The organism is Microbispora sitophila, from assembly GCF_014892245.1.
GTDB classification, from domain to species: Bacteria; Actinomycetota; Actinomycetes; order Streptosporangiales; family Streptosporangiaceae; genus Microbispora; species Microbispora siamensis.
On the sequence record NZ_JADBGC010000008.1, the window covers coordinates 145,452 to 167,741 of the forward strand.

Genomic DNA, 22,290 nt, shown 5'->3' on the forward strand with positions numbered 1-22,290 from the left:
CGGGCGCGAAAGATCGAGGTTAGTATTAAGTATTTCGACATCCCCCTTGAGGAGTCTTGCTCGGTGGAAGAACGTAGGGCTCGCCCAAACGGGGCTGTTTCATCTCGGATTGAGATCGCAGGGCCGTTGGGGTTGCCAGAAGAGGACGCCCAAGCCGCCACTCCTTTGCGGCGACATGATCCGCTCGTGGCCGTTGTGCCGCTGCTATGCGGAATGGCTATGCAGGCCGCGATCAGCAAGCTGAGCAGTCTCGGCGTGACGCCGACACTGGTTGAGGAGAACAGCGACACGATCTCCGCCGGCATCGTTATCGGCACGGATCCCGCCAGTGGGCAGTTCATTCGCTCGGGCGAATCGGTGACGTTGCGGGTGTCCCTGGGACCAAATTTGTCGCCGTCACCACGACAGATCTCCCCTAGGGCGAAGGACACGCCGGGGCCGACTACGGGGGTGCCCAACATGGTCGGCTTCACTCTGAGGGACGCGAAGGACACGCTCCAGGGTGCCGGTTTCAAGGTCAAGACCGTGGAGCAGCCGAGTGACGCCGTCCCGCAGGGTGCCGTGATCGATCAGGTGCCGCAGTCGCGGGCCGAGCTCACGCCGGGCCCTACGATCACGCTGATCGTCTCCACCGGTCCCCTGGGTAATGTCCCGCCGGGTGGTGATGACATTTTCTAGCCTCGGGCTTTCGCGGCGAATCTGAGCGGGCTTGATCGTTTACATGAGAAAAGTGCCTTTGAGCCGGGAGGATTGGGCTTGTCTAAGGTCCTGTCCGCACCAGTTCAGAAGGCACTTTCCGAGTGAAGACTATCGTGTCCCGGCGCAAGATCATGGTGTCCGCTGACGGCTCGGGACTCCTCTCGCAGGCCGGTGGGCTGTTACTGAAGGAGACGTTGCGGGTCACGGGTCTGGATGCGGCGCTGTCGGCGCAGTTGGAGCGGTGGCGTGCGTCCCGGGCCGTGCACGATCCCGGCAAGGTCATCGCCGATCTGGCCCTAACCATGGCGCTGGGTGGGGACTGCCTGGCCGACATCGCGATGCTCCGCGCTCAAAGCGAGGTGTTCGGCCCGATCGCCTCCGATCCGACCGTGTCCCGGCTGATCGACCGCCTGGCCGCCGATCCCGCCCGCGCGTTGAAGGCGATCCGCGCCGCCCGTGCCATCGCCCGCGAGCGGGCATGGATGCTGGCCGGCACCCACGCCCCCGGCGCCGACAATGAACTGATCCCCATCGATATCGACGCGACCATCGTCATCGCCCACTCCGACAAGGACCAGGCCGCGCCGACCTGGAAGAAGACCTTCGGGTTCCATCCGATGACGGTCTTCGCCGACCACGGCCCCGCAGGGGGCGGGGAACCGCTGGCGATCGTGCTACGGCCCGGCAACGCCGGGTCCAACACCGCCGCCGACCACATCACCGCGACCCGCCTGGCCGCGGCTCAGCTTCCCAAGCAGCGCCGCCGTCAGGTGCTGATCCGCACCGACTCCGGCGGCGGCACCCGCGAGTTCCTGTCCTGGCTGACCCGCCCCGGGCGGCGGCTGTCGTATTCCATCGGGTTCGCCCTCACCGAGGAGGTCCAGGCCGCGATCCTGGCCCTGCCCCAGCAGGCGTGGACACCCGCCTACGACGCCGAGGGCCAGGTACGGCCCGGTGCGTGGGTCGCCGAACTGACCGGCCTGGTAAAGCTGGACGGCTGGCCGAAGGGAATGCGCCTGATCGTCCGCAGGGAGCGCCCGCACCCGGGCGCGCAGTTGCGCTTCACCGACATCGACGGGCACCGCTTCACCTGCTTCGTCACCAACACCAAGCGGGGCCAGCTCGCCGACCTGGAGCTACGCCACCGCCGCCGCGCCCGCTGCGAGGACCGCATCCGCGCCGCCAAGGACACCGGGCTGCGCAACCTGCCGCTGCACGACTTCGGTCAGAACGAGATCTGGTGCGAGGTTGTCGCCCTGGCCTGCGAGCTCATCGCCTGGATGCAGATGCTCGCCCTGGACGGGCCCGCTCGCCGGTATGAGCCCAAACGGCTGCGGCTGCGCCTGTTCGCCGTCGCCGCTCGCCTCGTCCGCGGGGGACGCCGCCTGCGCCTGCGCATCGCCGCATACTGGCCCTGGGCCGGCCAGCTGGTCACCGCCGTCACCCGGCTCCAGGCCCTGCCAGCACCGACCTGACCAGCGCCAAATCATCCCGACTACCAGGAAGGACACTCCGCGGGCCCGTGGAACCCCGCATCCCCGGCGCGACAGCCGGGCCATCAGCCTGACCACAACTCCAAAATCACACTCCAGCCGAATAGCTCAGCCAGCCACCGGACGGGCGCGAAAGATCGAGGTTAATGAGTTCAAGAATGAGTCGAGCCAATTAGAGCCGGTGAACGGAGTCAGATGTAACAGTGCACTTCTGGCCGGAGGCTAGGTATTCCGGTAAACGGGACGTACGATGGGCCGGTCGGTTGACATGATGGTGTGTGGCGCATGGACTTGGTTGTCTGGAGGGTTGCATGACGCTTCGCCTGCGGCTTATCGTCCCGATTTTCCTGGCAGCCGGACTGATGCTGTCCGCGTGTGGCGAACCGGAACCAACAGCAGCCGAAGCCGGCCAGGTCCTCAAAAGCCATATCGACCAGACCGTGAAGCATGCTTTCGGTACGGACGTCGAGGTAACCGACCCTGGAGGCAGGGACATTCCCTGTGGGGACGGTAAATTCAAACGCAGCTACGCCCTGAAGGCAAGGGAAAGAGTCGGATCTGGAGATCCGGAGGGCATAACCCTTGCATTGGTGGGCACGCTAGACGCAATTGCGGACTATGAGTTGGTCAAGGCTGGGATGACTCCGACCTATCAGCAGGCCGTAAGCGATAAATACCATACACGAATTGTGCTTTCCTCTCCGAGTAAGGGCAGGATGGAGGTGCGGGGTGAGACGGACTGCCTGCCGTTGCAGTGAAGTGAAGGATTACTCGTATGGTGATGGGCCCCGGGTTTCTGCGACTTTCCGTGCCCCCGCGAATCGCTCCTGAAGAGACACTTGCACCTCGCCGAGTTCTCGCTTGTTGAGCCCGCCGGAGCCGTTGGCGATGAGCCAGTTGTCGAAGTTGCGTACGGCCTCCTTGTTCTTGGCGATCTCGGAGAAGGGCAGCAGTGTGCCGTCGGCTCCGGTGATCGGCGCGTTCGAAAAGCGTGGGTCGTTCGGCGGGACCTTGGCCTTGAAGCCGTTGGACATCAAGAGGTTCGCCAGCCAGGTTTCCCGCGCCATCCACGCGGCGCGATCCTTCTCGTCCAGCCCGCTCACCCGGCTCTTGCCTGGGGTGATCCCCGGTTCCACGATGAGCGGCGAGAAGCTGGACACCCCCAGCCACAAAATCTGCCCGGTCATGCCCGAAATGGCCAGTCCGACGACGCCGAGACCGAGGCCGTACGTGAACATCTCTGCCTTGACCCGGGCCTGGTCCTCGGCGTCGAGCTTTCCCTGCACCTCCCGCTCGGTGGCGAACTGCATGCCGGCGACGTAGCCGAGCGCCCGCATCGCCCGTTCGAGGTGGTCGGTGCTCTTGCCGTGGTCCATCTTCGCGGCGGCGTTGACGATCCTGTCGGTGAGGTTGCCCATCCCCTCCTCGAAGGGCTTGATGTGCGCAGCCGAATCCGCGAACGTTCTGACGAATTCTTTGGTGTCCTTCGGGCTGAGGCGGAACATCGGGTTCAGGCCGGGCACGATTGTCTTGACCGGTCCGAAGGCACTGGGCTGGGTGCGGTTGGCATCACTGAGGTTGGCCCCCTCGGTGAATTCGGTGGCATAGGAGCCCGCGATCTCGGCCATGGACACCTGCATCGGTCTGAGGACACCGAGCTTGGGCATCTCCCGGATCACATCGAAGGCGAACCTCGCGGCCTCGGTCGAATGGGCTCCGTCCCTCTCGTCGTACGCTCCGGAGGCCGTGGCCAGGACCCGGCCGAAAGCGTCGGCGACGTCGTTACCCGAGGCGACGGATTTGCTGTAGTCCAGGAACTGCTTCATCTTCTCGACCTGGGTGAGCTTGACCTCGTCGCCGCCCATTTGGGTGAAGGCGGCGCGGGCGGCCTTGCCGTCCCCGACGAGGACCTCCAGCGCGAGGGCGACGGTGTCGGGGGAGTAGCCGTACGTCCTGCTCTCGTCGAGGCCGGCGCCGGTCCGGTCCTGGCGGGGGTTCTTCATGAAGTCGTCCAGTGCGAGGGAGCGGGCGGCGGCCACGCGCACGGTGGTCGGGGCCTTCGCTCCGGCCAGCAGCGCGAGCCGGTTCCACGCGGTCTCGCGACTGCCGGGTTTGCTCAGCAACTCGGCCTTCATCTTCTCGAACGCCGGGATGCCCCCAGGGGCGCGCAGCGCGGCGCCCAGGGCGGCGCTGAAGGCGGCGAGATCCTGCTTGGCCGTCGGGCTGCCGGTGTTCATGAGCAGGTTGGGCAGCGCGTTGCGCACCTTTGCGGGGAGGGTGGCGAAGAACGCCGCGGCGGCGGCGGGGTCCTTGGCCAGTGCGGCGATTTCCTTGATGTGCTGGTGGGCGAGTTCGCCCTTGGTCTCCACGCTGGTGTCGGGGTTGGTGAGGATGTCGGTGCCGTACATGAGGCCAAGGCCGCGGCCGGCCGCGAAGCTGTCCAGCGCGTCGGGCAGGCGGGCGAAGGTGTGGTCACCGGTCCCGTTCAGCGCTTTGATCAGCTCGGCCCGCTCCGACAGCGTGGGGGCCTGGCTTCTGCCCCAGTCGGCGATGGCGGCGATATGCACGAGTGGCGTGGTGCTCACTCCGTTGGCCCGGAAGAGCCCCTCGAAGTCGGCGGCGAAGGTGGTGAGCCGGTCGGACGCCTGGCGCAGGTCGGCCGCCATGGCGTTCATCGCCGCCGGGTCGATGCCGCAGAAGTCGCCGCTGGGGGATGTCATCGCGTCCTTCCTCCCATGGCTGCCGGGCTCAGGGGCGTCCGGTCAGCCGGCGACGGATGAGCTCGGCCTGGGAACGGGTCACCATCGCCGGATAGCGGTGCAGTTCGTCCTCGATCGCGTTGGTCATCTGCCGTACGAGCTGCGCCAGGCGGTGGTGCCGGTCGGCGACCTCGGTAGTCCATTTCGCGGCGGTCGGTCCCGTCCAGACCTTGCCGGACTGCATCGACGCGTAGACGCGCTGGTATGCCTGCCCGACCTCCTGAGATCGGTTGTGTACCTCTTTCAGAAGTTCCACCAGCTGTGCGTGGCGAGGGTTGGGCACCATCTCTTCCGCCACACCGCCCCCTGCTGCCGCCCGCCGCTCGCCCCCCGAGCCACATTTGCTGTCAAAGGTAGACATCGCCCCTAAGCGTCGGCAACCCCGAAATAGCCCGGTATATCGAGAGCGAATTCGCTGACGCTTTTCTTGTCGTGAAGGCGAAAAACGTCCTCCCGAGGGGGACCGTATCTCCGCCCCGCTCGCGTCGCCAGTGGGAACAATCAACTACTTGGAGCAACAACCGGCACCCGGACCCGCCCCCCGCCTGCGGCCTTTTCGGTGGTGTCGACCGCGTGAGAGCCCGGCTACGTACGTATTTCCGCCCGGTAATCGGCCCGTAACGACGCGTGGCGATCGTCGTGGCAACGAGGTCACGCAGATGCGGGAGGAAAGCGGTATGGCGTCCATCTTCGATGGGATCGGCGGTTCGGACGCGGTCGCGGCCGTGGTCGACGAGTTCTACACGCGGGTCGTCGCCGACCCGATGCTGCGGGGCTACTTCGCCGACGTCGACATGGCCAAGCTGAAGGCGCACCAGCGCAGCTTCGTCGCCGCCGCGCTCGGTGGCCCGCAGGAATACCGGGGCAAGTCGATGGACGAGGCGCACGCGGGGCTCGGCATCACGGCGGAGGAGTTCGACCAGGTGGTCTTCCATCTCGCCGGGGCGCTGGAGTCGTGCGGCGTCGACGCCGAGACGATCGGCTCCATCGCCGGGGCTCTGGCACCGCTGAAGGAGCAGGTCGTGCAGAGCGCCGTCGCGGCCTGAACAGCCGCCGCAACCGCGCCCGTCCACCCGATGAGACGGCTCTTGACCCTTAACCGGTTCATAGGTGAACTGGCCGGTGATGGAATCGCGATTTGAGGACGTCGCCGCCCTGGGCGTGGACCCGGCGAGGGCCCGGGTCTACGCGGAGGGCTGGCAGTCCTGGAGCGTCACCGCTGCCCTTCCCCTGGCGGAGACGCCCTATCGGGTGACCCTGCCGAACTCACTGGTCATCGACTGCCACTACGGCTCCGCCCCGGACGAGGGCGTGTTCCGGGGCGAGGGGCTGCTGACCGTCGATCCCGGGGACGGCGGGCCCGTCCACGTCTTCGGTGCCGCGAGCGCCGAGAGCGTCGCGTCCCGGGTGCCGGTCATCGAGGCACGGCCGTACGGCGGCCAGGTCGTGATCGCGTCGGACGCCCCCGTGGACCACACGGAGCACCAGGGCGGGCTGGAGGCGGCGCTGGCCCGCTGGGGCGCCGCCTTCGCCGGGCCGACCGGTGTGCGCCCGCGTCCGTCGCCCACGGTCTGGTGCTCGTGGTACCAGTACTTCTCCGAGGTCACCCAGGAGGACGTCGCCGAGAATCTCACGGCCATGGACGACCTGGCGGTCCCCGTGGACGTCGTGCAGATCGACGACGGCTACCAGGCCGCGCCGGGCGACTGGCTGACGTCCTCGGGCCGCTTCGACGACCTGCCCGGGTTGGTCCGGCGCATCCGCGAGCACGGACGGCGGGCCGGGATCTGGATCGCCCCCATGGTCGTGGCCCGCAAGAGCGCGCTCTTCGCCGCGCATCCGGAGTGGCTGGTGACCGATCCCGGGAGCGGCGACCCGGTCTTCGCGGGTGACGTCCTCGGCGACTCCTGCGCCGCGCTCGACCTCACCCATCCCGGTGCGGCCGAATACCTGGCGGACACACTGCGGACCATGCGCGGCTGGGGCGTCGACTACTTCAAAATCGACTTCGTGTACGCGGGGGCGCTGGAGGGCCGCCGCCACGAGGATGCGACGGGCGTGGAGGCCTATCGCCACGGCCTGCGGCTGATCCGCGAGGCCATCGGTCCCGAGGCGTACCTGCTCGGGTGCGGTGCGCCGATCCTGCCCTCGGTCGGCATGGTCGACGCCATGCGAGTGGGCCCGGACATCGCCGCGTACTGGCAGAACCCCAGCGGACACCCGTCCGAGCCCAGCCAGGCCAACGCCACCAGGAACACCGTCGCACGGGCGTGGCAGCACGGCAGATTCTGGATCAACGACCCCGACTGCCTCATGCTCCGCCCCGAGGTCGAACGGCGGGAGGACTGGGCGCGCACCGTCGAGCGCTACGGCGGCCTGCGGGCCTCCAGCGATCGGCTGCGTGGCCTGGACGAGTGGGGGCTGGAGACCACCCGCCGCCTGCTCACCCCCGCCGACCCCACCCCGCTCGTCTGACCCGCGCTCCCGGCTCCGCCGGTCCGCCGGCATGTCAACCGGCGGGGTGGCGACCGGACACCGCCTGCCGACAGGCGGCCAGCGCGTCGGGGCGTCGGTCCACGGAATGAGGAGGCCGTCGCCCGGGACGCGGCCTCAGGGGACGAGTCTCAGCTCGGGGCGGTGAGTGGGCAGGCCGATCAGCTCGCGTACGCGTGCCACGGGCCAGGCGAGTTCCCGGGCCAGCGCGGGCACGGTCAGGCCGGTCTCGGCCGCGGCCATCTCGAAGGCCTGGGCGAGCAGGACCGGCTGCTCGCCGGAGTAGCCCGAGACCGGCTCGGTGGCGAAGCCCGGCTGCCCGCGCAGCGCGGCGAGCCGTTGGTAGGCGCGCCCGGCCGCGGAGTCGGACAGCAGGCCGACCTCCCGGCACCGGTACAGCAGGGAGTCGACCGACACGCCCCAGACACGGCGCAGCTCCGCGAGCCGCCGCAGGTCCGCGCGGGCGGGCAGGCTGGGCAGGATGCTGTCGCGCGGCGTGAGGAACTCCGCGGCGAAGGAGTCAGCCTCGCGCTCCTGCTGGCTGTCCCCGGCCGCCGCGTCCCCGTGCAGCACCAGATGCCCCAGCTCGTGGGCGGCGGTGAAGCGATGCCGGTAGACGTCGTCGAAGCGGTTGGGCGTCAGGACGACGATGGGCCGGGGCAGGCTGGAGGTGGAGAAGGCGTCCACCGTGACCGCGTCCTCGTCGGCCTGGGGGAAGACGACGACGATCCCCCGGGATTCCATGTGCCGCACCAGGTGGCTGATCGGCCCGGTGCCGAGCTCCCAGTGGGCCCGCAGCGCGCGGGCCGCGCCCATGGGATCGCGGGGCAGGGCGCTGCCCGAGTGCACCTCGCCCCCAGCGAAGCCCGGCAGGTCCACGTAGGGGAGCCGCACCCGCTTCTCCAACGCGTACGTCAGCTCCCAGACCTGCTCGACGAAGGCCACGGCCTTGGCCCGCTGGTAGGCCCGGGTGGAGCGCAGGCTGCGGAAGTGCGCCATCGAGCCGTCCAGCTTGCCGTGCGGGCGGCCCGGCAGGAAGAAGGCCGCGGGGACCGCGAGCACCTCGGCGAGGAGCGGGACCAGATCGGGACGCGGCCGGGTGACCCCGGCCTCGTACTGGCCGACCGCCGCGGGTGACACGCCGATGCGCTCGGCCACCTCCTTCTTCGTCAGCGCCGCCAGCCTCCGCGCCTGGGTGAGGCGGGTTCCGTCGAAGGCGTCCGCCACGGCCTGCGGGCTGAGCGCCGGGTTGCCGGGTGCAGGGGTGCGGGGTGCCGGGTTGCGGGATGCTGGGTTGCCGGATCCGGGGGGAACGGTCTCCTCGACCAGGCGCAGCCGGTCATCGTCCTTCATCGGCGGCGGCGTCCGGTGCGTACGGTGCCTCGCTCATCGGAGGCAGGGCGGTCGCGCGCTCGTAGGGCGGGCGGGGATTCAGCGCCGGAGCCGGCATTGCGCCCCGGGTGAACGCGGACGCCTCGCCGACGGGGGCCACCAGGCCGGGCAGCTCGGCCGCGGGCACCTGCCCGGCGAGCGGGATCGGCTCGCAGTGGTGCCAGCGCAGGCTGCCGGTGCGGTCGAGCAGCTCGGCCTCGCCCCACCACACGTCCAGCAGACCGGCCTTGGCGTTGCACGCGTACGCGATGAGCACGAGGCGGGTGCCCTCGGGCAGCCGGGTGAGCGCGCGGGCGGCCGGGGTCGCGGGCTCCGGCAGGGCGGCCTCGACGCCGCCGAGCGTGAGCTGCTCGGCCCAGGGCCGCGGGCCGAACCTGGTGAACAGCGCCTGCACCAGCCCGGACGGCCTGCCGTCGCCGATCCTGGCGTTGACCACGCTGACCGAGCGGTCCTTGGCGTAGCGGAAGGGGAACAGCAGGTTGCCGCCGAGCACGACGAGCTCGTGCTGGGAGCCCGGCGGCTTGACGGTCTCGACGTCGGGCATGTCCGCGAACGCGCTGGCCAGGGCCTCGAACTTGCGGGACATGAGCGTGAAGCCGAACGGGTGGAGGAGCTCGGTCCGCGCCGTCTTCTGGGCGTCCTGGGCGTTCTCCAGCGCGAGCGCCAGCGCCTCGGTCACCCCCTGGCGGATCTGCTCGGCGCGCGGGCCGAACGTCTCCAGAGCCCAGGTCGACAGCATCGCCACCTCCGGTGTGCTTCGCACGTGCTGCTCTGTCCAGTGCTGCTTTTCCAGTGACCGCCGGACGCCGGAGGCACTTTATTTTCCAACATCATAGTCCCGCGAACGCTTCATGGGTCACGTCGGTCACACCGCTCTTTTGACCGTCGTAGACGCCCGGGCGCGGCCGACGAGATGGCTATAGTGCGAAATGTCATGATCGGGGAGGGGAGCGTGGCCGGCGTGTGCGCGCGCCGCGCTCCCCAGCCGTACGGCCGGCTGCCGGGGGGCGTGCCGCGTATGGCGCGCACAACGGGAGAGCGATGGCACATCCCCCACCTTCCGGCCCGTATCCGGGCCGGCCTCCCGCCGATCCCTACGGTCCGGGACAGCATGGCCCGGGGCAGTATGGTCCGCAGTCGCCCGCAGCGCCGCACCATCCGTGGCCGGGCTATCCACCACAAAATCAGCCGCCACAAGGTCGGCCCCCGGGCCGATACGCGCCGCCGGTCGGGCCGGGCCCGCAATTCCAGCCCGGTGGGCAGCCGCGGCCGCAGCAGCCGCCGCAGCAACCCTCGCAGCAACCGTCGCAGCCGGGCCAGTGGCCCGCGCCCGGAGGCCCGCACGAGCCCGAAGGCGACGGCCGGCCGCGGCGGGGGGCCGGGCGGGTCCTCGGCGGGATCGTGGCCGCCGGCCTCGGCCTGCTGCTCCTGCTCGGCGGGGGCGCCGTCGTCGCCCAGGCCGTGTCCAACAGCGGCCAGGAGATCCGCAACAAGGAATACCTGCGCAACCTCTGGCGCAACGAGCCCGTGGAGACGCTGTTCCCCACGGCGCTCGGCCTGCAGGACCCGGAGAAGAAACAGGGCGACCCCGACACCGAGCGCGGCTGGACCAGGGTCGCGGTCTCCCCCGAGACCTCCTGCGCCAAGGCGCTGTCCGGGGCCGTGGCGAAGGAGGCGGCCAGGCGCGGCTGTGTCGCGGCCGTCCGCGCTACGTACGTGGACGACACGGGTGGAACCGCCGCGAGCATCGCCATCGTCATGTTCGGCGACCCGAAGATCGCGCTCGATTTCGGCGACCTCGTCCACGACAAGGGGGACGCCGACCGGCCCGACCAGGCCGTGCACGCCCTCGCCGCCCCGGGGATCACCTGGAGCGACGCCGTACGGGCGGGCAGCGGGAGCTACAGCGTGCTGGACATCGACACGCCGTGCGCGGTGGTCGCCTCGGCGGGGCCGTCGGACGGCAGGAAGGCGGGCCGGCTCCCGGAGCCCTGGGGCGAGCGGCGCGGCGGCCAGCGTATGGACCGCGAGCCGTGGAGCGCGGTGGCGGAAGGGCTGGCCAAGTCCCTCGCCTGGCGGCTGACGGATCTGACCTTCAAGGGGGGAGCGTGACCGGGCGCGGGCTTCGTGCCGCCCTTCCCGCCGTTCTCGCGGCGGTCGTCTCGGTGGTCGTCTCGGCGGCGGGCACGGCGGTTCCGGCGCGGGCGGACGCGCCCAGGGACTGGGAGGCCGCGGCCCTGCGGCTGCCCGAGGCGCAGCGGACGGCCCAGGGGGACGGCGTCCTGGTGGCCGTGCTCGACACCGGTGTGGTGGCCGGACATCCCGCGCTGCGCGGCCGGGTGACGACCGGCCCCGACTTCATCGGGGGCGGCGCCCGCCCGGGCCGGTCGTACTGGGGTGAGCACGGCACCGCGATGGCGTCCGACGTGCTCAAGGTGGCGCCGAAGGCCCGGATCCTGTCGGTGCGGGTCCTCTGGGATCACGAGGACCCGGCGCGGCAGCGGGCGCTGAAGATGAAGCAGGACGCGCAGACCGAGAAGGCGGCGCACGCCCTGGCCAACGGCATCAGGTACGCCGTCGGCAAGGGAGCGAAGGTCGTCTCGATGTCGCTCGGCACCGACGAGTGGGCGATCCTGGCGGGATACGAGGAGGACACGGCCGCCGCGGTGGACTACGCGGTGAGCAAGGGCGTGACGATCCTGGCCAGTTCCGGCAACGGCGGCTCGACCGATCGATTGGACGTGGACGCGAACAAAAGGGTGTCCTACCCGGCCGCCTATCCCGGCGTCATCGGCGTGGCGGCGCTGGGGCCCGACGGCCGCCGGGCGGGCTTCTCCCAGGTGCACACCTACACCACGATCGCGGCCCCCGGCGTCGGCATCTACAGCGCGAGGAACCTCGGGGGCTACCAGTCGGTGGACGGCACCTCCCCGGCCTGCGCCCTCGCCGCCGGGGTGGTCGCGCTGGCCCTGTCCCGCAACCCGAAGCTCACGCCGGGGCAGATCCGCGCCATCCTGACCAGGACCGCCCGGCATCCGGCCGGTGGGTACGACCCGCTCGTGGGCTTCGGCCAGGTGGACGCGGCCGCCGTGGTAGCGGCGGCCGGTTCTCCGGGGAAGCCCGCGGTCCGGGCCGTGCCGTACAAGGGGAAGAAGTACTTCGGGAACGGCCCCACCGACGCGCCCACGACCCATCCGCCCATCGACACCGGCTATCTGCTCATCGGCGGGGGCGCGGGAGCGGCCGGTCTTCTGCTCCTGTTCGTCGCCTTCCTGCTCTTCCGCCGCCGCAAGGCCTGAGCCCCGCCGCCGGCCGGGGCGGACCGGGCTCCTTATCGTGAGGTATGGGGCAGATCCTGGTCGGCACGGCGTCCTGGACCGACAAGACGTTGCTGGAGTCCGGGTGGTATCCGCCCGGCGTCACGACGCCCGAGGAACGCCTGCGCCACTACGCGAGCCGGTTCCCGCTGGTGGAGGTCGACTCGACCTACTACGCGCCGCCCGCCGAGGCCACCGTACGGCTGTGGGCCGAGCGCACGCCGGCGGGATTCGTCTTCGACGTCAAGGCGTTCTCGCTGCTCACGCGGCATCCGACCCGGCCGGCCGCGCTGCCGAAGGACCTGCGGCCGAGTGGCGGCGGCAAGAACCTGTACGCCCGCGACCTCGACCCGAAGGTCGTGGACCAGGTCTGGGAGCGGTTCCTCAGCGCCCTGCTGCCGCTACGGGAGGCGGGCAAGCTCGGGGCGGTCCTCTTCCAGTTTCCCCGGTGGTTCCCGATCGGCAGGGCGAACAAGCACTACATCCTCGAGTGCAAGCGGCGCTGCGAGCCGCTCCGCATCTCGGTGGAGTTCCGCAACCACACGTGGATGAGCGAGGAGAACCAGGCCGAGACCCTCGATTTCCTCCGCTCGTACGCGATTCCGTACGTGTGCGTGGACATGCCGCAAGGCTATCCGGACTCGATCCCACCGGTCCTCGCGGCCACATGCGACCTGGAGGTCGTGCGCTTCCACGGGCACAGCGACAAGTGGACCAGCCACGACATCCACGAGCGCTTCGGCTACCGCTACTCCCTCGAGGAGCTGAAGCGGTGGGCGCCGAGGCTGCGCGAACTCGGTGGACAGGCGTCCATGACCCACGTGCTGATGAACAACTGCTACCGCGACTACGCGCAGACCAACGCCCGCCAGCTCGCCGGCGTGCTCGCGGGCCTGACGGACTGCGACGTACGCCCCCGGCCCGGCGACGGGCGTCAGCCGAACGCGTAGTAGGAGTCCACGGCCGCCTGGCCGTGTTCCCCGCTTCACCGTCGGGGCGCTCACTCCCGCCGTCTTCCCTCGTCGCGCTCGGCGCCGCGCAGGAGGGCGAGGACGTCGACGCCGAGTTCGCGCCGGTAGGCCGCCAGGCGGCGTTCGCGGTTCATGTCGCTGTTGGCCACGACCGAGGACCGCTCCAGAGCGTCGTCATCCAGGAGCCGGAGATCACGAGGGTCCATCCCCGTTTCCTAGCATTCCTGCGGAGTCCGCGGCTCACCAGGCGCGGTGCTGCCGACACCGTATTTCGCCTAAAGTCACCTGAATGGCAGCAAACCGCACCCGGCTGGCATGGCTGGACGCCTTACGCGGGATCGCCGCTCCGGCCGTGGCGCTGCACCACTCGGCCTGGACCTTCGTCCCGGGCGTCTGGGGGGAGGTGGACCGCAGGGTCGACGTCGGCACCTGGGGGGTTTTCGTGTTCTTCCTGGTCAGCGGATACATCATCCCGGCCTCGCTGGAACGGCGGGGCGACCTGCGGGCCTTCTGGACCGGGCGGGCCTTCCGGCTTCTCCCGCTGCTGCTCGCCGCGCTCGCCCTCGCGCTGCTCCTCGCGTACGCCGGGGTGTTCGCGACGTCGCCGGGCCTCGACCGCCGGCCGCCGCCGCTCGTCGCGCTGGCGAACCTCACGATGCTGCAGGAACTCCTCGGCGTCCCCTCGGTGATCAACGTGATGTGGACGCTCTCCTACGAGATGGCGTTCTACCTGATGACGGCGGGGCTGTTCGCCGTACGGCAGGCGCACAGGTCGGCGCCGATCGCCGTGGTCCTGGCGGTGGCGGCCGTGCCGCTCGGGCTGCTCATGCCGGGCGCGACGATCAACGGCGGCGCGGACCTGGTCGCCGCGCTCATGGGCGTCGCGGTGGTCCTGGTCGTCGTCGTGACCGTGGCCGCGAACGGGCGCCTCAGGACGGCGGCCGCGGTGATCGGCGGCCTGCTCGGCCTGGCGCTGGTGATCCTCGGCAGCCGGATCGGGGCGGGACAGGGCCTGGTCATCGCGGCGGTGATGTTCGCCGGGACCGCCGTGTGGCGCGCCGAGCAGGGCACGCTCCGGCCGGTCCGGGCCGTCGCCGCCCTGCTGACGGTCCTCGTCTGCGGCGTACTGGTGGCCCGCGAGCCCGCCTGGGCCTCGGCGGTCCTGCTGGCGGCGGGCTTCTTCGCGCTCGCGTTCGTGCTGCGGCACCGGACGTTCCCCCGGTGGCTCGCCTACCTCGGGGTGATCAGCTTCTCTCTGTACCTGCTGCACCCGCTCCTGCTGCGGGTCGTCCCGAACCTCCCGGTGTTCTTCCTCGCCCTGCTGGCCCTCGGTCACGTGGCGTACCGGCTCGTGGAGGCCCCCGGACAGCGCCTCGGCCGCCGCCTGAACAGGAAGACCGGCACCGTCGGGTCCGGAGCCGTGAGGGGTGGGCGTGGGCACCCGCCGAACGGTGCGTGAGTCACCGGCCGCTGCGGTCATGGGAAGAAGACGGCGAGCGTGAGCCACGTCGCGGCTCCGCCGGCTATGGCTCCCGCGACGGTCTGAGCGAGCGTGTGATCGCGGATGACCACCCGGGACCAGGCGAGCGCAGCCACCAGCACGGCACCGGCCGTGTAGACCGGAACCGGCGGCAGGATCCACGCCAGCATCACCACGCCGCCCGCCGCCACCGCCGTATGAAAGCTGATCTTCCACCAGAGCGTGACCGGACCGGTCACCGCCAGCGTGGAGAGCATGGCGGCCGCGCCGGCGACCATCAGGCGCGGAGCGCCGAGCATGACCATCAGGGCCAGCACGGTGACAACCAGGGCGACGATCAGTCCGATCAGCTTCGGCCGTTGGGCCCGATCCTTGACGTGCTTGTCGCCGAATCGGCCCGACCGAACGCCTGCGAGAAGCACCCCGAGAGGAATCCCTCCGCACAGTGCCGCGGTCAGCGCGCCCCAGGCGACGCCCGCCCAACCGCTGGTGGTCGCGCCCACCACCAGCGGTAGTCCTATGACGATGTGCGCGGGTGCGAACACTTCGGTCAGTCCACGGGCGAAACGGTTCTCTCCTTGACGACCTGCGGGCACGCCGCCGCGACCTGCCGAAGCCACTGGACCTCCCTCTTGATGCCACCGGCGAAGTCCGGTCCCGGAATGATCCCGGACGGCCGCCCTGCTCCTGTCCCATGCGCCTCCTAAAATCGCGCCAACTTCGTCCGGCGGCCGTGTGGGCGGCGCGTCCGCGGGGGACCAGCGGCTCTGATGTCGGTACGCAGGAGGGGAACAGGTCATGAGTGAGGACCAGGAACTCCACGACCTGCGCCGTCAGGGCCATGAGGCGGGCATCGAGGGCAACTCCAAGATGACCGCCGAGCAGCTTCGTGAGGCGCTGGCCAAGGTAGGCAAGGGCGAGGACATGCAGTCGGCCAAGGCAGAGGCCAAGAGCGACCAGTGACCGCCATCCGGGCTGCCGGCTCCCCCTGGGAAGCCGGCGGCCTTCCCAGGGGTGTCACCCAAGACGAACGCTGACGATCAGGCGGGTCAGGCTGTGGTCCATGGGCGGAGCTTGTGGGGGTTGCGTACGACCCAGATGTGTTTGATCCGGTCGTCCGCGACGTCGAACGCGTACACCGATACGGTGACGCCGTCCTGCTGGGCGATCAGGCCGGGCTGGCCGTTGACCGTACGCTCCAGGAGCGTCAGGTCGCGGAGCCTGTCCCCGAGACGGAGCAGGGAGCGCACGATCTGCTCGGCGCCTTCGATCGGGCGGAGCGCGGCGCCGACGACGCCCCCGCCGTCGGCGATGGCGGTGGCGCCGGGGTCGAGGAGGCCGATGAGGGTCTTGATGTCCTTGGCCTCCCAGGCCTGCTTGAATTCCTTGACGATCCCCGTCTGACGGGATGTCGGCGTCGCAGCGGCGCGTGAGTCGCGGATGCGGCGGCGGGCCGAGGAGGCCAGCTGGCGGCAGGCCGCCGGCGTACGGCCGACGATCTCGGCCACCTCGGCGAAGGAGTAGCGGAACACATCGTGCAGGACGAACGCGACGCGCTCGGCCGGGGTCATCGCTTCGAGCACGACGAGGAAGGCCATGCTGACCGACTCATCCAGGGTGACCCGGTCGGCCGGGTCGGCGGTGACGCCGCCCGGCCGCCCGGTGATCCATTCGGTGGGGTCGGGTAGCGGCTCGGGGATCCATTCGCCCACGTAGGTCTCTCGCCGGGCCCGTGCCGAGGACAGCACGTTGAGGCAGAGGCGGCCGGCGACCTTGGTCAGCCAGGCGCCGGGAGATTCGATGGCGTCCTGCTCTTGCCGGGACATGGCATACCAGCGGGCGTACGTCTCCTGCACGACGTCCTCAGCCTCGGCCAGGGAGCCGAGCAGCCGGTAGGCGAGATTGATCAGTTGACGCCGCTCGCTGATGATCGCGCTCAGGCCTGCGTCGGACCGGTCGTCTCCTGGCCCCGAGTGGTTGGTCATGGTTGCGGAAGCTCCCTGGGTCGCGGTCTGCCCTTCACCAGTCCGACAAGACAGTGCGGTGAACTGTGAGGTTGCCGCGACGCCTCACATTCGCGGGTGCTGCCTTGTCGTACTGCTCGCAGGGACATCCCACAACATCAGCATCGGAACAGGAGAGCGATGACCAAGATCGGAATCATCCTCGGCAGCACCCGCCCCGGCCGCAGAGGCGCACAGGTCGCCAGGTGGGTCCATGAGACGGCATCGCGCCGCACGGACGCCGAGTTCGAACTGGTCGACCTGCTGGACCACCCGTTGCCGCACCTGGACGAGCCGACACCGGCGCCGATGTCGCAGGGCCGGTATCAGCATGAGCACACCAAGGCCTGGGCGGATGCCGTCGCCTCCTTCGACGGGTTCGTGATGGTCACTCCCGAGTACAACCACTCCACCTCCGCGGTGCTCAAGAACGCCATCGACTACCTGTACGCGGAGTGGAACAACAAGGCGGTCGGGTTCGTCTCCTACGGCGGCGTCGGCGGCGCCCGCGCGGTCGAGCAGCTGCGGCTCATCTGCGGGGCACTGCACATGGCCGACGTGACCCCGCAGGTCACACTGTCCCTGCTGACAGAGTTCGAGAACTACACCGTTTTCAAGCCGGGCGCCTACAGCCTCGGCGCCCTGGACACGCTGCTCGACCAGGTCGTCGCCTGGAGCGCCGCCCTCGCGCCGCTGCGCACCTCCCCGGTCGCCGTCGCTGTCTGATCGCTCGTCCGGGGAAAGACGGCCGGTCAGCCGGCGTCGGAGAGCGCGTCCAGGCGGGCCATCTCCTCGTCCGTGAGGCGCAGCGCGGCGGCGGCGACGTTCTCGGTCAGGTGACCGGGGTTGCCGGTGCCCGGGATGGCCAGCACGTGCGGCCCCTGCTGGAGCGTCCAGGCCAGCCGCACCTGCGCGGTGGCCGCTCCGTGCGCACGGGCCACGGCGAGCACCTCCTCCTGGTCCGTGCCGCTCGCCCCCGACTCGCGGCCCTCGCCGGCGATCGCGAAGAACGGCACGAAGGCGACGCCCTGCTCGCCGCAGGTGCGCAGCAGCTCGCGGCTGCGCGTGGCGCCGACGCCGTACCGGTTCTGCACGCTCACCACCGGCGCGATCGCCTGGGCCTGCGCGAGATGCCCGGGCCGGATGTTGGAGATCCCGAGGTGCCGGATGAGACCGGCGTCGCGCAACTCGGCGAGCGCGCCGAAGTGCTCGGCGATCGAGTCGAGCCCCGGCTGGCGCAGGTAGACCAGGTCGAGGTGGTCACGGCCGAGCTGGCGCAGGTTCTCCTCGACCTGGCCGCGCAGCTGGTCGGGCCGGGCGAACGGCAGCCACTCGCCGGACGGGTCCCGTCCCGGGCCCACCTTGGTCGCGATGACCAGGTCGTCCGGATACGGCGCGAGCGCCCGGTTGATCAGCTCGTTGGCCGAGCGCAGCCGAGAGAAGTAGAACGCCGCCGTGTCGATGTGGTTCACGCCGAGGTCGACGGCGCGCCGCAGCACCGCGATCGACCGCTCGCGGTCGCTCGGCGCGCCGAGGTCGAAGGCGGCGCTGCCCGTCAGGCGCATCGCGCCGAACCCCATCCGGTTGACCGTGAGGTCGCCGAGCCGCCAGGACCCCGCCGCCGCCGCGCTGATCGTTTCCGTACTCATCGTTCCAGGATGCCCGTCACAGGCCCATGCTGTCGGCGAGCGCGTCCATCATGGCGGCGAGCAGGGTGGCCCCGCTGTGACCCATACCGGCGAACTGCCCCTGCACCTCCAGGCTCACCACGCCCTGCAACTGGGCCCACGCCATCACGGTTCCGGCCAGGGCGGTCGCCGGCTCCCCCTCCGGGGCGAACGCGCGCACCCACTCGGCGACCGCCGGGGTCTCCTCCACCCACCGCCGCATCTGCTCCCGCAGCGGTTCGGTCCCCGGTCGGCAGTGCCCCCCGGCGAACACCGGGAGGAAGGGCCCGAGCACGCTCCGGGCCCGCATCACGCTCTCCGGCGGAGCCTGGTAGCCCGGCGAGGGCGTGCCGGCCAGCAACTGGAACAGGTGCGGGTTGGTCACCGCCCATCCGTGGAAGGCCCGGGCCAGCGCGTGCAGCCGCTCCCGTGGCGCGCCCTCGCCGGCGGCGGCCCGTACGGCCGCGGCGACCTCGTCGAAACCCTCGAGGATCAGCTCGGTCAGCAGGTCGTCGCGGCTGCGGAAGTACTTGTAGATCGCCGGGCCCGTGACGCCGAGCTGTTTCGCCACCGCGTTCAGGCTCAGCGCCGCCGCCCCGCCCTCGCCGATCTGGACGAGGGCGATCTGCTTGATCTCCGAACGGACCTGGTCCCGGTAGCGCTGCCGCGGCGTTGACATCCCCTCATTATGGTGAGTGCCTCTCATCGGTGTCTCCCGGCTCATCGCGTCCGCCCGGCCCGACGGGGTCATCCGGCGTTGAGCGCCGTCTGCGTGAGCGCCGTCTGACTGAGCGCGGCGAGCCAGGCCCGGAGCGAGCCCTCCAGTGCCGCCCGCATGCCCTCGGGGTCGGCCTCGACGGGCTGCCCCGCCCACGACTCCCGGGTCCGTACGAGCACCCCGCCGTCGATCTCCTCGAAGGTCCAGACGTGCACGCCGTCGATGCCGTGGGCCGGGCCGCCCCAGACGACGCGGCGCCCGGGGACGAGCTCGGCGACCGTCGAGGCGATGACCAGCCCGTGTGTCTCCCAGTCGAAGGTCGCGCCGACGGCGAGGTCACCGCGCGGGCGCGCGGAGGAGATGTCGGGGTTCCAGCTCGGCCAGGCGTCGATGTCGGTGTGCAGCCGCCAGACCTTCTCGATCGGGGCGTGCACGGTGGTCTCCAGCTCGACGACGACGGGGGCGTTCCGGTCGATGTCCATCGTTCTTCCTCTCAACGGATGTCGGTTGCCGGTGTCAGTTGTCGGAGATCCACGAACCGTGGATGCCGGCCACCACCCGGCGGGGCAGGTGCACGGCCGCGACCGGGGGCCGGTTCAGGTCGGCGGCGTCCAGGACCAGCAGCCGGGAGGCGTCGGCGTGCAGGTCGCTCACGACCGTCAGCAGGTAGCCGTCGTCCTCGTTGACCGCGCCGGCGGCGGGCACGAAGACGGCCTCGCTCGGCAGCCGCCCGTCGCCGACCGGCAGCACCTGCCTGCCGCCGGAGACCCGGTCGTACTTGACCACGCCGTAGCCGCCCACGCCCCGGTCGTCCGGGAAGGAGATCGAGTACTGGTAGCGATGCTCGCGGCCGAGCAGGTCGTCGTTGATCGTGGGGAACTCGATGACCAGGTCGTCGATAACGTCCTCGGCGACCGTGCCCGTACGCGGGTCCACGACCCAGCGGCGGTTGAAGGAGCGCGAGCCGGGCACGACGCCGTGCCCGGGCAGCCCCGCCCACCACTTCCACGAGCGCCGGAACCCGTCGCGGTCCATGGCCGGTCCTTCGAGGACGATCCGGCCCTCGGCGTCCTCGTACGCGTTGGCGACGTGCAGCAGGCTGCCGGGCTCGATGGCGAACCACCGGATCCTCGCCGCGCCGCCCCGGCCGCGCGGCATCACGCCGATGCGGGTGACCTGGTCGTCGCTCCAGGAGTACGGGATGCCGGAGGTCTCGGTGTGGTCGAAGGTCACAGAGCCCTCCACGAACACCACGAAGTGCTCCGTGATCGCGAAGTCGTGCTTCAGTGAGGCGGTCGCCCCAGGCACCTCCTCGCTGAACTCGATCTCGCCCGTCTCGGAGGCCACGTGGTAGACGAGGTGGGGCGGGAACGGCGAGGAGCCGAAGAAGTGCAGCTCACCGGTGACCGGGTCGCTCTTGGGGTGGGCGGTCATCATCGTCGTGAGCTTCCCGCCGAAGTCGTACGCCCCGACGGTCTCCAGTTCGGGGGTCAGCTCGAAGGGGTAGTTGGCCTCGCACAGCGCCAGCAGCCTGCCCGCGTGCTCGATCACGTGGGTCCCCGCGGTGCTTGCGGTCAGGTCGGGCCCCTTCTCGGTCATGTACGGCGCGCCGTCGAGGGCGGGGGTCCGCACCCAGCGGTTGCGATACCACTCGGCCCTGCCGTCCCGCAGCCGGATGCCGTGGACCATGCCGCTGCCCTTCCACCAGTGCGTGGGCGTGACCCCGGGGAGGGGGTTGTGGCTGTTGCGCACCAGCCGGCCGGTCAGCTCGGCGGGCAGCGCGCCCTCCACCACCAGGTCGCGGGCGGTCACCTCGTCCACGTGCGGGGTGAAGTGTCCGGTCAGGTAGGGCTTGTTCATCGGATGCGTCCTTTCACGAGCGCGGCGGTCGCCGCGACGAGGGAGATGGCAGCCGCCGTCAGGAAGGCGTGGCGGTAGCCGGTGACACCGGCCGGGGCGAGGCCCGCGACCGAGGTGAGGACGGCGAGGCCGAGCGCGCCGCCGACCTGCCGCGTGGTGGTGATGAGGCCGCTCGCGACGCCCGCCCGCTCGCCGGGCACCCCGGCGACGCCGAGCGCGGTCAGCGGCACGAACGCCAGCCCCAGTCCCGCGCCCACCAGGACCGTCGGCCCCAGCAGGTCGACGAGGAAGGTCCCGTCCTCCGGCGCCCGGGCCAGCCAGGCCAGCCCGGCCGCCAGCATCAGCAGGCCGGGGACGAGCGTGCGGCGCAGCCGGCCCGCCGCGAGCGGCGCCAGGACGAGCGCCAGCGCGAGGGGAAGCTGGGTGAGCCCCGCCTCCAGCGGCGAGTAGCCGAGCACCCGCTGCTGGTAGAGCGGCAGGAAGAAGAACGTGCCGACCCAGACCATCCCGAGCAGCAGCATGAGCACGTTCCCGATGCCCACGTCGGCCGTGCGCAGCAGGCTTGGCGGGATCAACGGCACGGCCGCCTGTCGCTCCACCCGCCGCTCCCAGAGGGCGAACACGCCGAGCAGGGCCACGCCCGCGGCGATCGGCGCCCATCCGCCGCCGCCCAGGCCGTACGCGACGCCGAGCAGGCCCAGCGTGACCGACAGCGTTCCCGGCAGGTCGAGCCCGCCGCCGCGCGGCGGCCGGTCGTCGCCCGGGACCAGGCGCGGCACGGCGACCAGGACGAACGCCGCGACGGGCACGCCGACGGCGAAGACCGACCACCAGCCGAGCGCGCCGGTCAGCAGCCCGCCCAGCAGGACCCCGGCCGCGCCGCCCGCCGCCGAGACCGAACCCCACACGCCGAGCGCCCGGCCGCGTGCGGCGCCGGCGGGATACAGCGCGAGCAGGACGGCCAGCGCGGCCGGGGAGAGGACGGCGGCCCCGACGCCCTGGACGGCCCGCGCCGCGATCAACGCCCCGGCGCCGGGGGAGAGCGCGGCCCCGGCCGAGCCGGCCGTGAACAGGGCCAGCCCCGCGGCGAGGGCCCGCCGCCCGCCGTACAGGTCGGCGAGCCTGCCGCCCGCGGGCAGCAGCGCCCCGAAGGCGATCAGGTACGCGTTGACCACCCACGACAACCCGGCGGCCGACAGGCTCAGGTCGTCGCCGATGGCGGGCAGCGCCACGTTGACGATCGAGGTGTTCAGCACCACCAGGAACTGCGACGACGCCAGCAGCGCGAGCGAGACACCGCGGGCGCGGACCGACATGGCCATGACACCTCGTTCCGTTGGTTAGAAGCTATAACCAGAGTATGTTCTCCTAACCCAACCGGCGTCAAGCCGGGGCCGTCCGCCTGCGCGGCAGGTCCCTGCACGAGAAAGGGCCGGAC

General features: G+C 70.8%; 23 protein-coding genes. 11 read left to right on the top strand and 12 right to left on the bottom strand.

The window, feature by feature from the left end; all coding sequences use genetic code 11:
- Positions 1-186 precede the first annotated feature (186 nt).
- The 3 genes from IL992_RS16600 to IL992_RS16610 all read left to right on the top strand — a co-directional run bounded on the left by IL992_RS16600 (position 187) and on the right by IL992_RS16610 (position 2,950).
- Positions 187-678 carry a PASTA domain-containing protein gene (locus IL992_RS16600; protein ID WP_193204249.1) on the top strand — a complete coding sequence of 164 codons (492 nt, stop codon included), beginning with the start codon at positions 187-189 and terminating at the stop codon, positions 676-678.
- A gap of 122 nt (positions 679-800) precedes the next feature.
- Positions 801-2,174 (top strand): IS1380 family transposase, encoded by a 1,374-nt coding sequence (locus IL992_RS16605; RefSeq protein WP_319018599.1) that lies wholly within the window; start codon positions 801-803, stop codon positions 2,172-2,174.
- 329 nt (positions 2,175-2,503) lie between these two features.
- Positions 2,504-2,950, top strand: coding sequence for a hypothetical protein (locus IL992_RS16610; protein WP_193204250.1), 447 nt, complete (start codon positions 2,504-2,506; stop codon positions 2,948-2,950).
- Between the two features lie 9 nt (positions 2,951-2,959).
- Here the strand turns inward: IL992_RS16610 and IL992_RS16615 are convergent, their stop codons facing one another.
- The gene (locus IL992_RS16615; RefSeq protein ID WP_193204251.1) at positions 2,960-4,912 is read right to left on the bottom strand and encodes a hypothetical protein; all 1,953 of its coding nucleotides are present in this window, start codon (positions 4,910-4,912) and stop codon (positions 2,960-2,962) included.
- Between the two features lie 28 nt (positions 4,913-4,940).
- The gene (locus IL992_RS16620; protein WP_193204252.1) at positions 4,941-5,207 is read right to left on the bottom strand and encodes a hypothetical protein; all 267 of its coding nucleotides are present in this window, start codon (positions 5,205-5,207) and stop codon (positions 4,941-4,943) included.
- A gap of 421 nt (positions 5,208-5,628) precedes the next feature.
- Between IL992_RS16620 and IL992_RS16625 the strand changes: the two genes are divergently transcribed.
- Entirely contained in the window at positions 5,629-5,997 is a 369-nt protein-coding gene (locus tag IL992_RS16625) for a group I truncated hemoglobin (protein ID WP_193204253.1), read from the top strand.
- A 79-nt stretch (positions 5,998-6,076) separates the two neighbouring features.
- On the top strand, positions 6,077-7,426 hold the full coding sequence (locus IL992_RS16630) for a glycoside hydrolase family 36 protein (RefSeq protein WP_193204254.1): 1,350 nt from the start codon (positions 6,077-6,079) through the stop codon (positions 7,424-7,426).
- Between the two features lie 135 nt (positions 7,427-7,561).
- Here IL992_RS16630 and IL992_RS16635 read toward each other — a convergent pair whose 3' ends face one another.
- Both IL992_RS16635 and IL992_RS16640 read right to left on the bottom strand, forming a co-directional pair.
- Complete coding sequence (locus IL992_RS16635) at positions 7,562-8,797, bottom strand: helix-turn-helix domain-containing protein (protein ID WP_193204255.1); 1,236 nt, start codon at positions 8,795-8,797, stop codon at positions 7,562-7,564.
- Positions 8,784-9,599, bottom strand: a complete 816-nt coding sequence (locus IL992_RS16640; protein WP_193204256.1) for a hypothetical protein — start codon at positions 9,597-9,599, stop codon at positions 8,784-8,786. The genes IL992_RS16635 and IL992_RS16640 overlap by 14 nt, the downstream gene beginning before the upstream one ends.
- A 638-nt stretch (positions 9,600-10,237) precedes the next feature.
- On the opposite strand from IL992_RS16640, the gene IL992_RS16645 reads away from it, so the two are divergent.
- The 3 genes from IL992_RS16645 to IL992_RS16655 are packed head-to-tail and all read left to right on the top strand — an operon-like array spanning position 10,238 to position 13,103.
- Positions 10,238-10,948, top strand: coding sequence for a hypothetical protein (locus IL992_RS16645; RefSeq protein WP_193204257.1), 711 nt, complete (start codon positions 10,238-10,240; stop codon positions 10,946-10,948).
- Complete coding sequence (locus IL992_RS16650) at positions 10,945-12,135, top strand: S8 family serine peptidase (protein ID WP_193204258.1); 1,191 nt, start codon at positions 10,945-10,947, stop codon at positions 12,133-12,135. The genes IL992_RS16645 and IL992_RS16650 overlap by 4 nt, the downstream gene beginning before the upstream one ends.
- Positions 12,136-12,179: 44 nt before the next feature.
- Positions 12,180-13,103 carry a DUF72 domain-containing protein gene (locus IL992_RS16655; protein WP_193204259.1) on the top strand — a complete coding sequence of 308 codons (924 nt, stop codon included), beginning with the start codon at positions 12,180-12,182 and terminating at the stop codon, positions 13,101-13,103.
- Positions 13,104-13,153: 50 nt separating this feature from the next.
- On the opposite strand, the gene IL992_RS16660 is transcribed toward IL992_RS16655, so the two are convergent.
- Positions 13,154-13,330 carry a hypothetical protein gene (locus IL992_RS16660; protein WP_226873138.1) on the bottom strand — a complete coding sequence of 59 codons (177 nt, stop codon included), beginning with the start codon at positions 13,328-13,330 and terminating at the stop codon, positions 13,154-13,156.
- Between the two features lie 83 nt (positions 13,331-13,413).
- Between IL992_RS16660 and IL992_RS16665 the strand changes: the two genes are divergently transcribed.
- Positions 13,414-14,583 (top strand): acyltransferase family protein, encoded by a 1,170-nt coding sequence (locus IL992_RS16665; protein ID WP_193204260.1) that lies wholly within the window; start codon positions 13,414-13,416, stop codon positions 14,581-14,583.
- 17 nt (positions 14,584-14,600) lie between these two features.
- On the opposite strand, the gene IL992_RS16670 is transcribed toward IL992_RS16665, so the two are convergent.
- A complete protein-coding gene (locus tag IL992_RS16670; RefSeq protein WP_319018600.1) occupies positions 14,601-15,149 on the bottom strand; it encodes a phosphatase PAP2 family protein in 549 nt (182 codons plus the stop codon).
- A gap of 253 nt (positions 15,150-15,402) precedes the next feature.
- On the opposite strand from IL992_RS16670, the gene IL992_RS16675 reads away from it, so the two are divergent.
- Complete coding sequence (locus IL992_RS16675; protein WP_193204261.1) at positions 15,403-15,567, top strand: hypothetical protein; 165 nt, start codon at positions 15,403-15,405, stop codon at positions 15,565-15,567.
- 86 nt (positions 15,568-15,653) lie between these two features.
- Here IL992_RS16675 and sigJ read toward each other — a convergent pair whose 3' ends face one another.
- Positions 15,654-16,589, bottom strand: coding sequence for an RNA polymerase sigma factor SigJ (gene sigJ / locus IL992_RS16680; protein WP_193204262.1), 936 nt, complete (start codon positions 16,587-16,589; stop codon positions 15,654-15,656).
- Positions 16,590-16,748: 159 nt separating this feature from the next.
- On the opposite strand from sigJ, the gene IL992_RS16685 reads away from it, so the two are divergent.
- Positions 16,749-17,333: an NADPH-dependent FMN reductase gene (locus tag IL992_RS16685; RefSeq protein WP_193204263.1), complete on the top strand. Its 585-nt coding sequence runs from the start codon at positions 16,749-16,751 to the stop codon at positions 17,331-17,333.
- A 26-nt stretch (positions 17,334-17,359) separates the two neighbouring features.
- Here the strand turns inward: IL992_RS16685 and IL992_RS16690 are convergent, their stop codons facing one another.
- From IL992_RS16690 to IL992_RS16710, 5 genes are all read right to left on the bottom strand, one after another.
- On the bottom strand, positions 17,360-18,256 hold the full coding sequence (locus tag IL992_RS16690; RefSeq protein WP_193204264.1) for an aldo/keto reductase: 897 nt from the start codon (positions 18,254-18,256) through the stop codon (positions 17,360-17,362).
- Between the two features lie 16 nt (positions 18,257-18,272).
- The gene (locus IL992_RS16695) at positions 18,273-18,953 is read right to left on the bottom strand and encodes a TetR/AcrR family transcriptional regulator (protein WP_193204265.1); all 681 of its coding nucleotides are present in this window, start codon (positions 18,951-18,953) and stop codon (positions 18,273-18,275) included.
- A gap of 68 nt (positions 18,954-19,021) precedes the next feature.
- Positions 19,022-19,474: an SRPBCC family protein gene (locus tag IL992_RS16700; RefSeq protein ID WP_193204266.1), complete on the bottom strand. Its 453-nt coding sequence runs from the start codon at positions 19,472-19,474 to the stop codon at positions 19,022-19,024.
- 34 nt (positions 19,475-19,508) lie between these two features.
- On the bottom strand, positions 19,509-20,852 hold the full coding sequence (locus tag IL992_RS16705) for a carotenoid oxygenase family protein (protein ID WP_193204267.1): 1,344 nt from the start codon (positions 20,850-20,852) through the stop codon (positions 19,509-19,511).
- A complete protein-coding gene (locus tag IL992_RS16710; protein WP_226873140.1) occupies positions 20,849-22,174 on the bottom strand; it encodes an MFS transporter in 1,326 nt (441 codons plus the stop codon). The genes IL992_RS16705 and IL992_RS16710 overlap by 4 nt, the downstream gene beginning before the upstream one ends.
- Positions 22,175-22,290: the final 116 nt, after the last annotated feature.

Excerpts from the sequence above, each read along its gene's own strand:
- IL992_RS16610 (WP_193204250.1), top strand. The coding sequence starts at position 2,504 with ATGACGCTTCGCCTGCGGCTTATCGTCCCGATTTTCCTGGCAGCCGGA.
- IL992_RS16615 (WP_193204251.1), bottom strand. The coding sequence starts at position 4,912 with ATGACATCCCCCAGCGGCGACTTCTGCGGCATCGACCCGGCGGCGATG.
- IL992_RS16625 (WP_193204253.1), top strand. The coding sequence starts at position 5,629 with ATGGCGTCCATCTTCGATGGGATCGGCGGTTCGGACGCGGTCGCGGCC.
- IL992_RS16630 (WP_193204254.1), top strand. The coding sequence starts at position 6,077 with ATGGAATCGCGATTTGAGGACGTCGCCGCCCTGGGCGTGGACCCGGCG.
- IL992_RS16635 (WP_193204255.1), bottom strand. The coding sequence starts at position 8,797 with ATGAAGGACGATGACCGGCTGCGCCTGGTCGAGGAGACCGTTCCCCCC.
- IL992_RS16655 (WP_193204259.1), top strand. The coding sequence starts at position 12,180 with ATGGGGCAGATCCTGGTCGGCACGGCGTCCTGGACCGACAAGACGTTG.
- IL992_RS16660 (WP_226873138.1), bottom strand. The coding sequence starts at position 13,330 with ATGGACCCTCGTGATCTCCGGCTCCTGGATGACGACGCTCTGGAGCGG.
- IL992_RS16665 (WP_193204260.1), top strand. The coding sequence starts at position 13,414 with ATGGCAGCAAACCGCACCCGGCTGGCATGGCTGGACGCCTTACGCGGG.
- IL992_RS16675 (WP_193204261.1), top strand. The coding sequence starts at position 15,403 with ATGAGTGAGGACCAGGAACTCCACGACCTGCGCCGTCAGGGCCATGAG.
- sigJ (WP_193204262.1), bottom strand. The coding sequence starts at position 16,589 with ATGACCAACCACTCGGGGCCAGGAGACGACCGGTCCGACGCAGGCCTG.
- IL992_RS16685 (WP_193204263.1), top strand. The coding sequence starts at position 16,749 with ATGACCAAGATCGGAATCATCCTCGGCAGCACCCGCCCCGGCCGCAGA.
- IL992_RS16690 (WP_193204264.1), bottom strand. The coding sequence starts at position 18,256 with ATGAGTACGGAAACGATCAGCGCGGCGGCGGCGGGGTCCTGGCGGCTC.
- IL992_RS16695 (WP_193204265.1), bottom strand. The coding sequence starts at position 18,953 with ATGTCAACGCCGCGGCAGCGCTACCGGGACCAGGTCCGTTCGGAGATC.
- IL992_RS16700 (WP_193204266.1), bottom strand. The coding sequence starts at position 19,474 with ATGGACATCGACCGGAACGCCCCCGTCGTCGTCGAGCTGGAGACCACC.
- IL992_RS16705 (WP_193204267.1), bottom strand. The coding sequence starts at position 20,852 with ATGAACAAGCCCTACCTGACCGGACACTTCACCCCGCACGTGGACGAG.
- IL992_RS16710 (WP_226873140.1), bottom strand. The coding sequence starts at position 22,174 with ATGGCCATGTCGGTCCGCGCCCGCGGTGTCTCGCTCGCGCTGCTGGCG.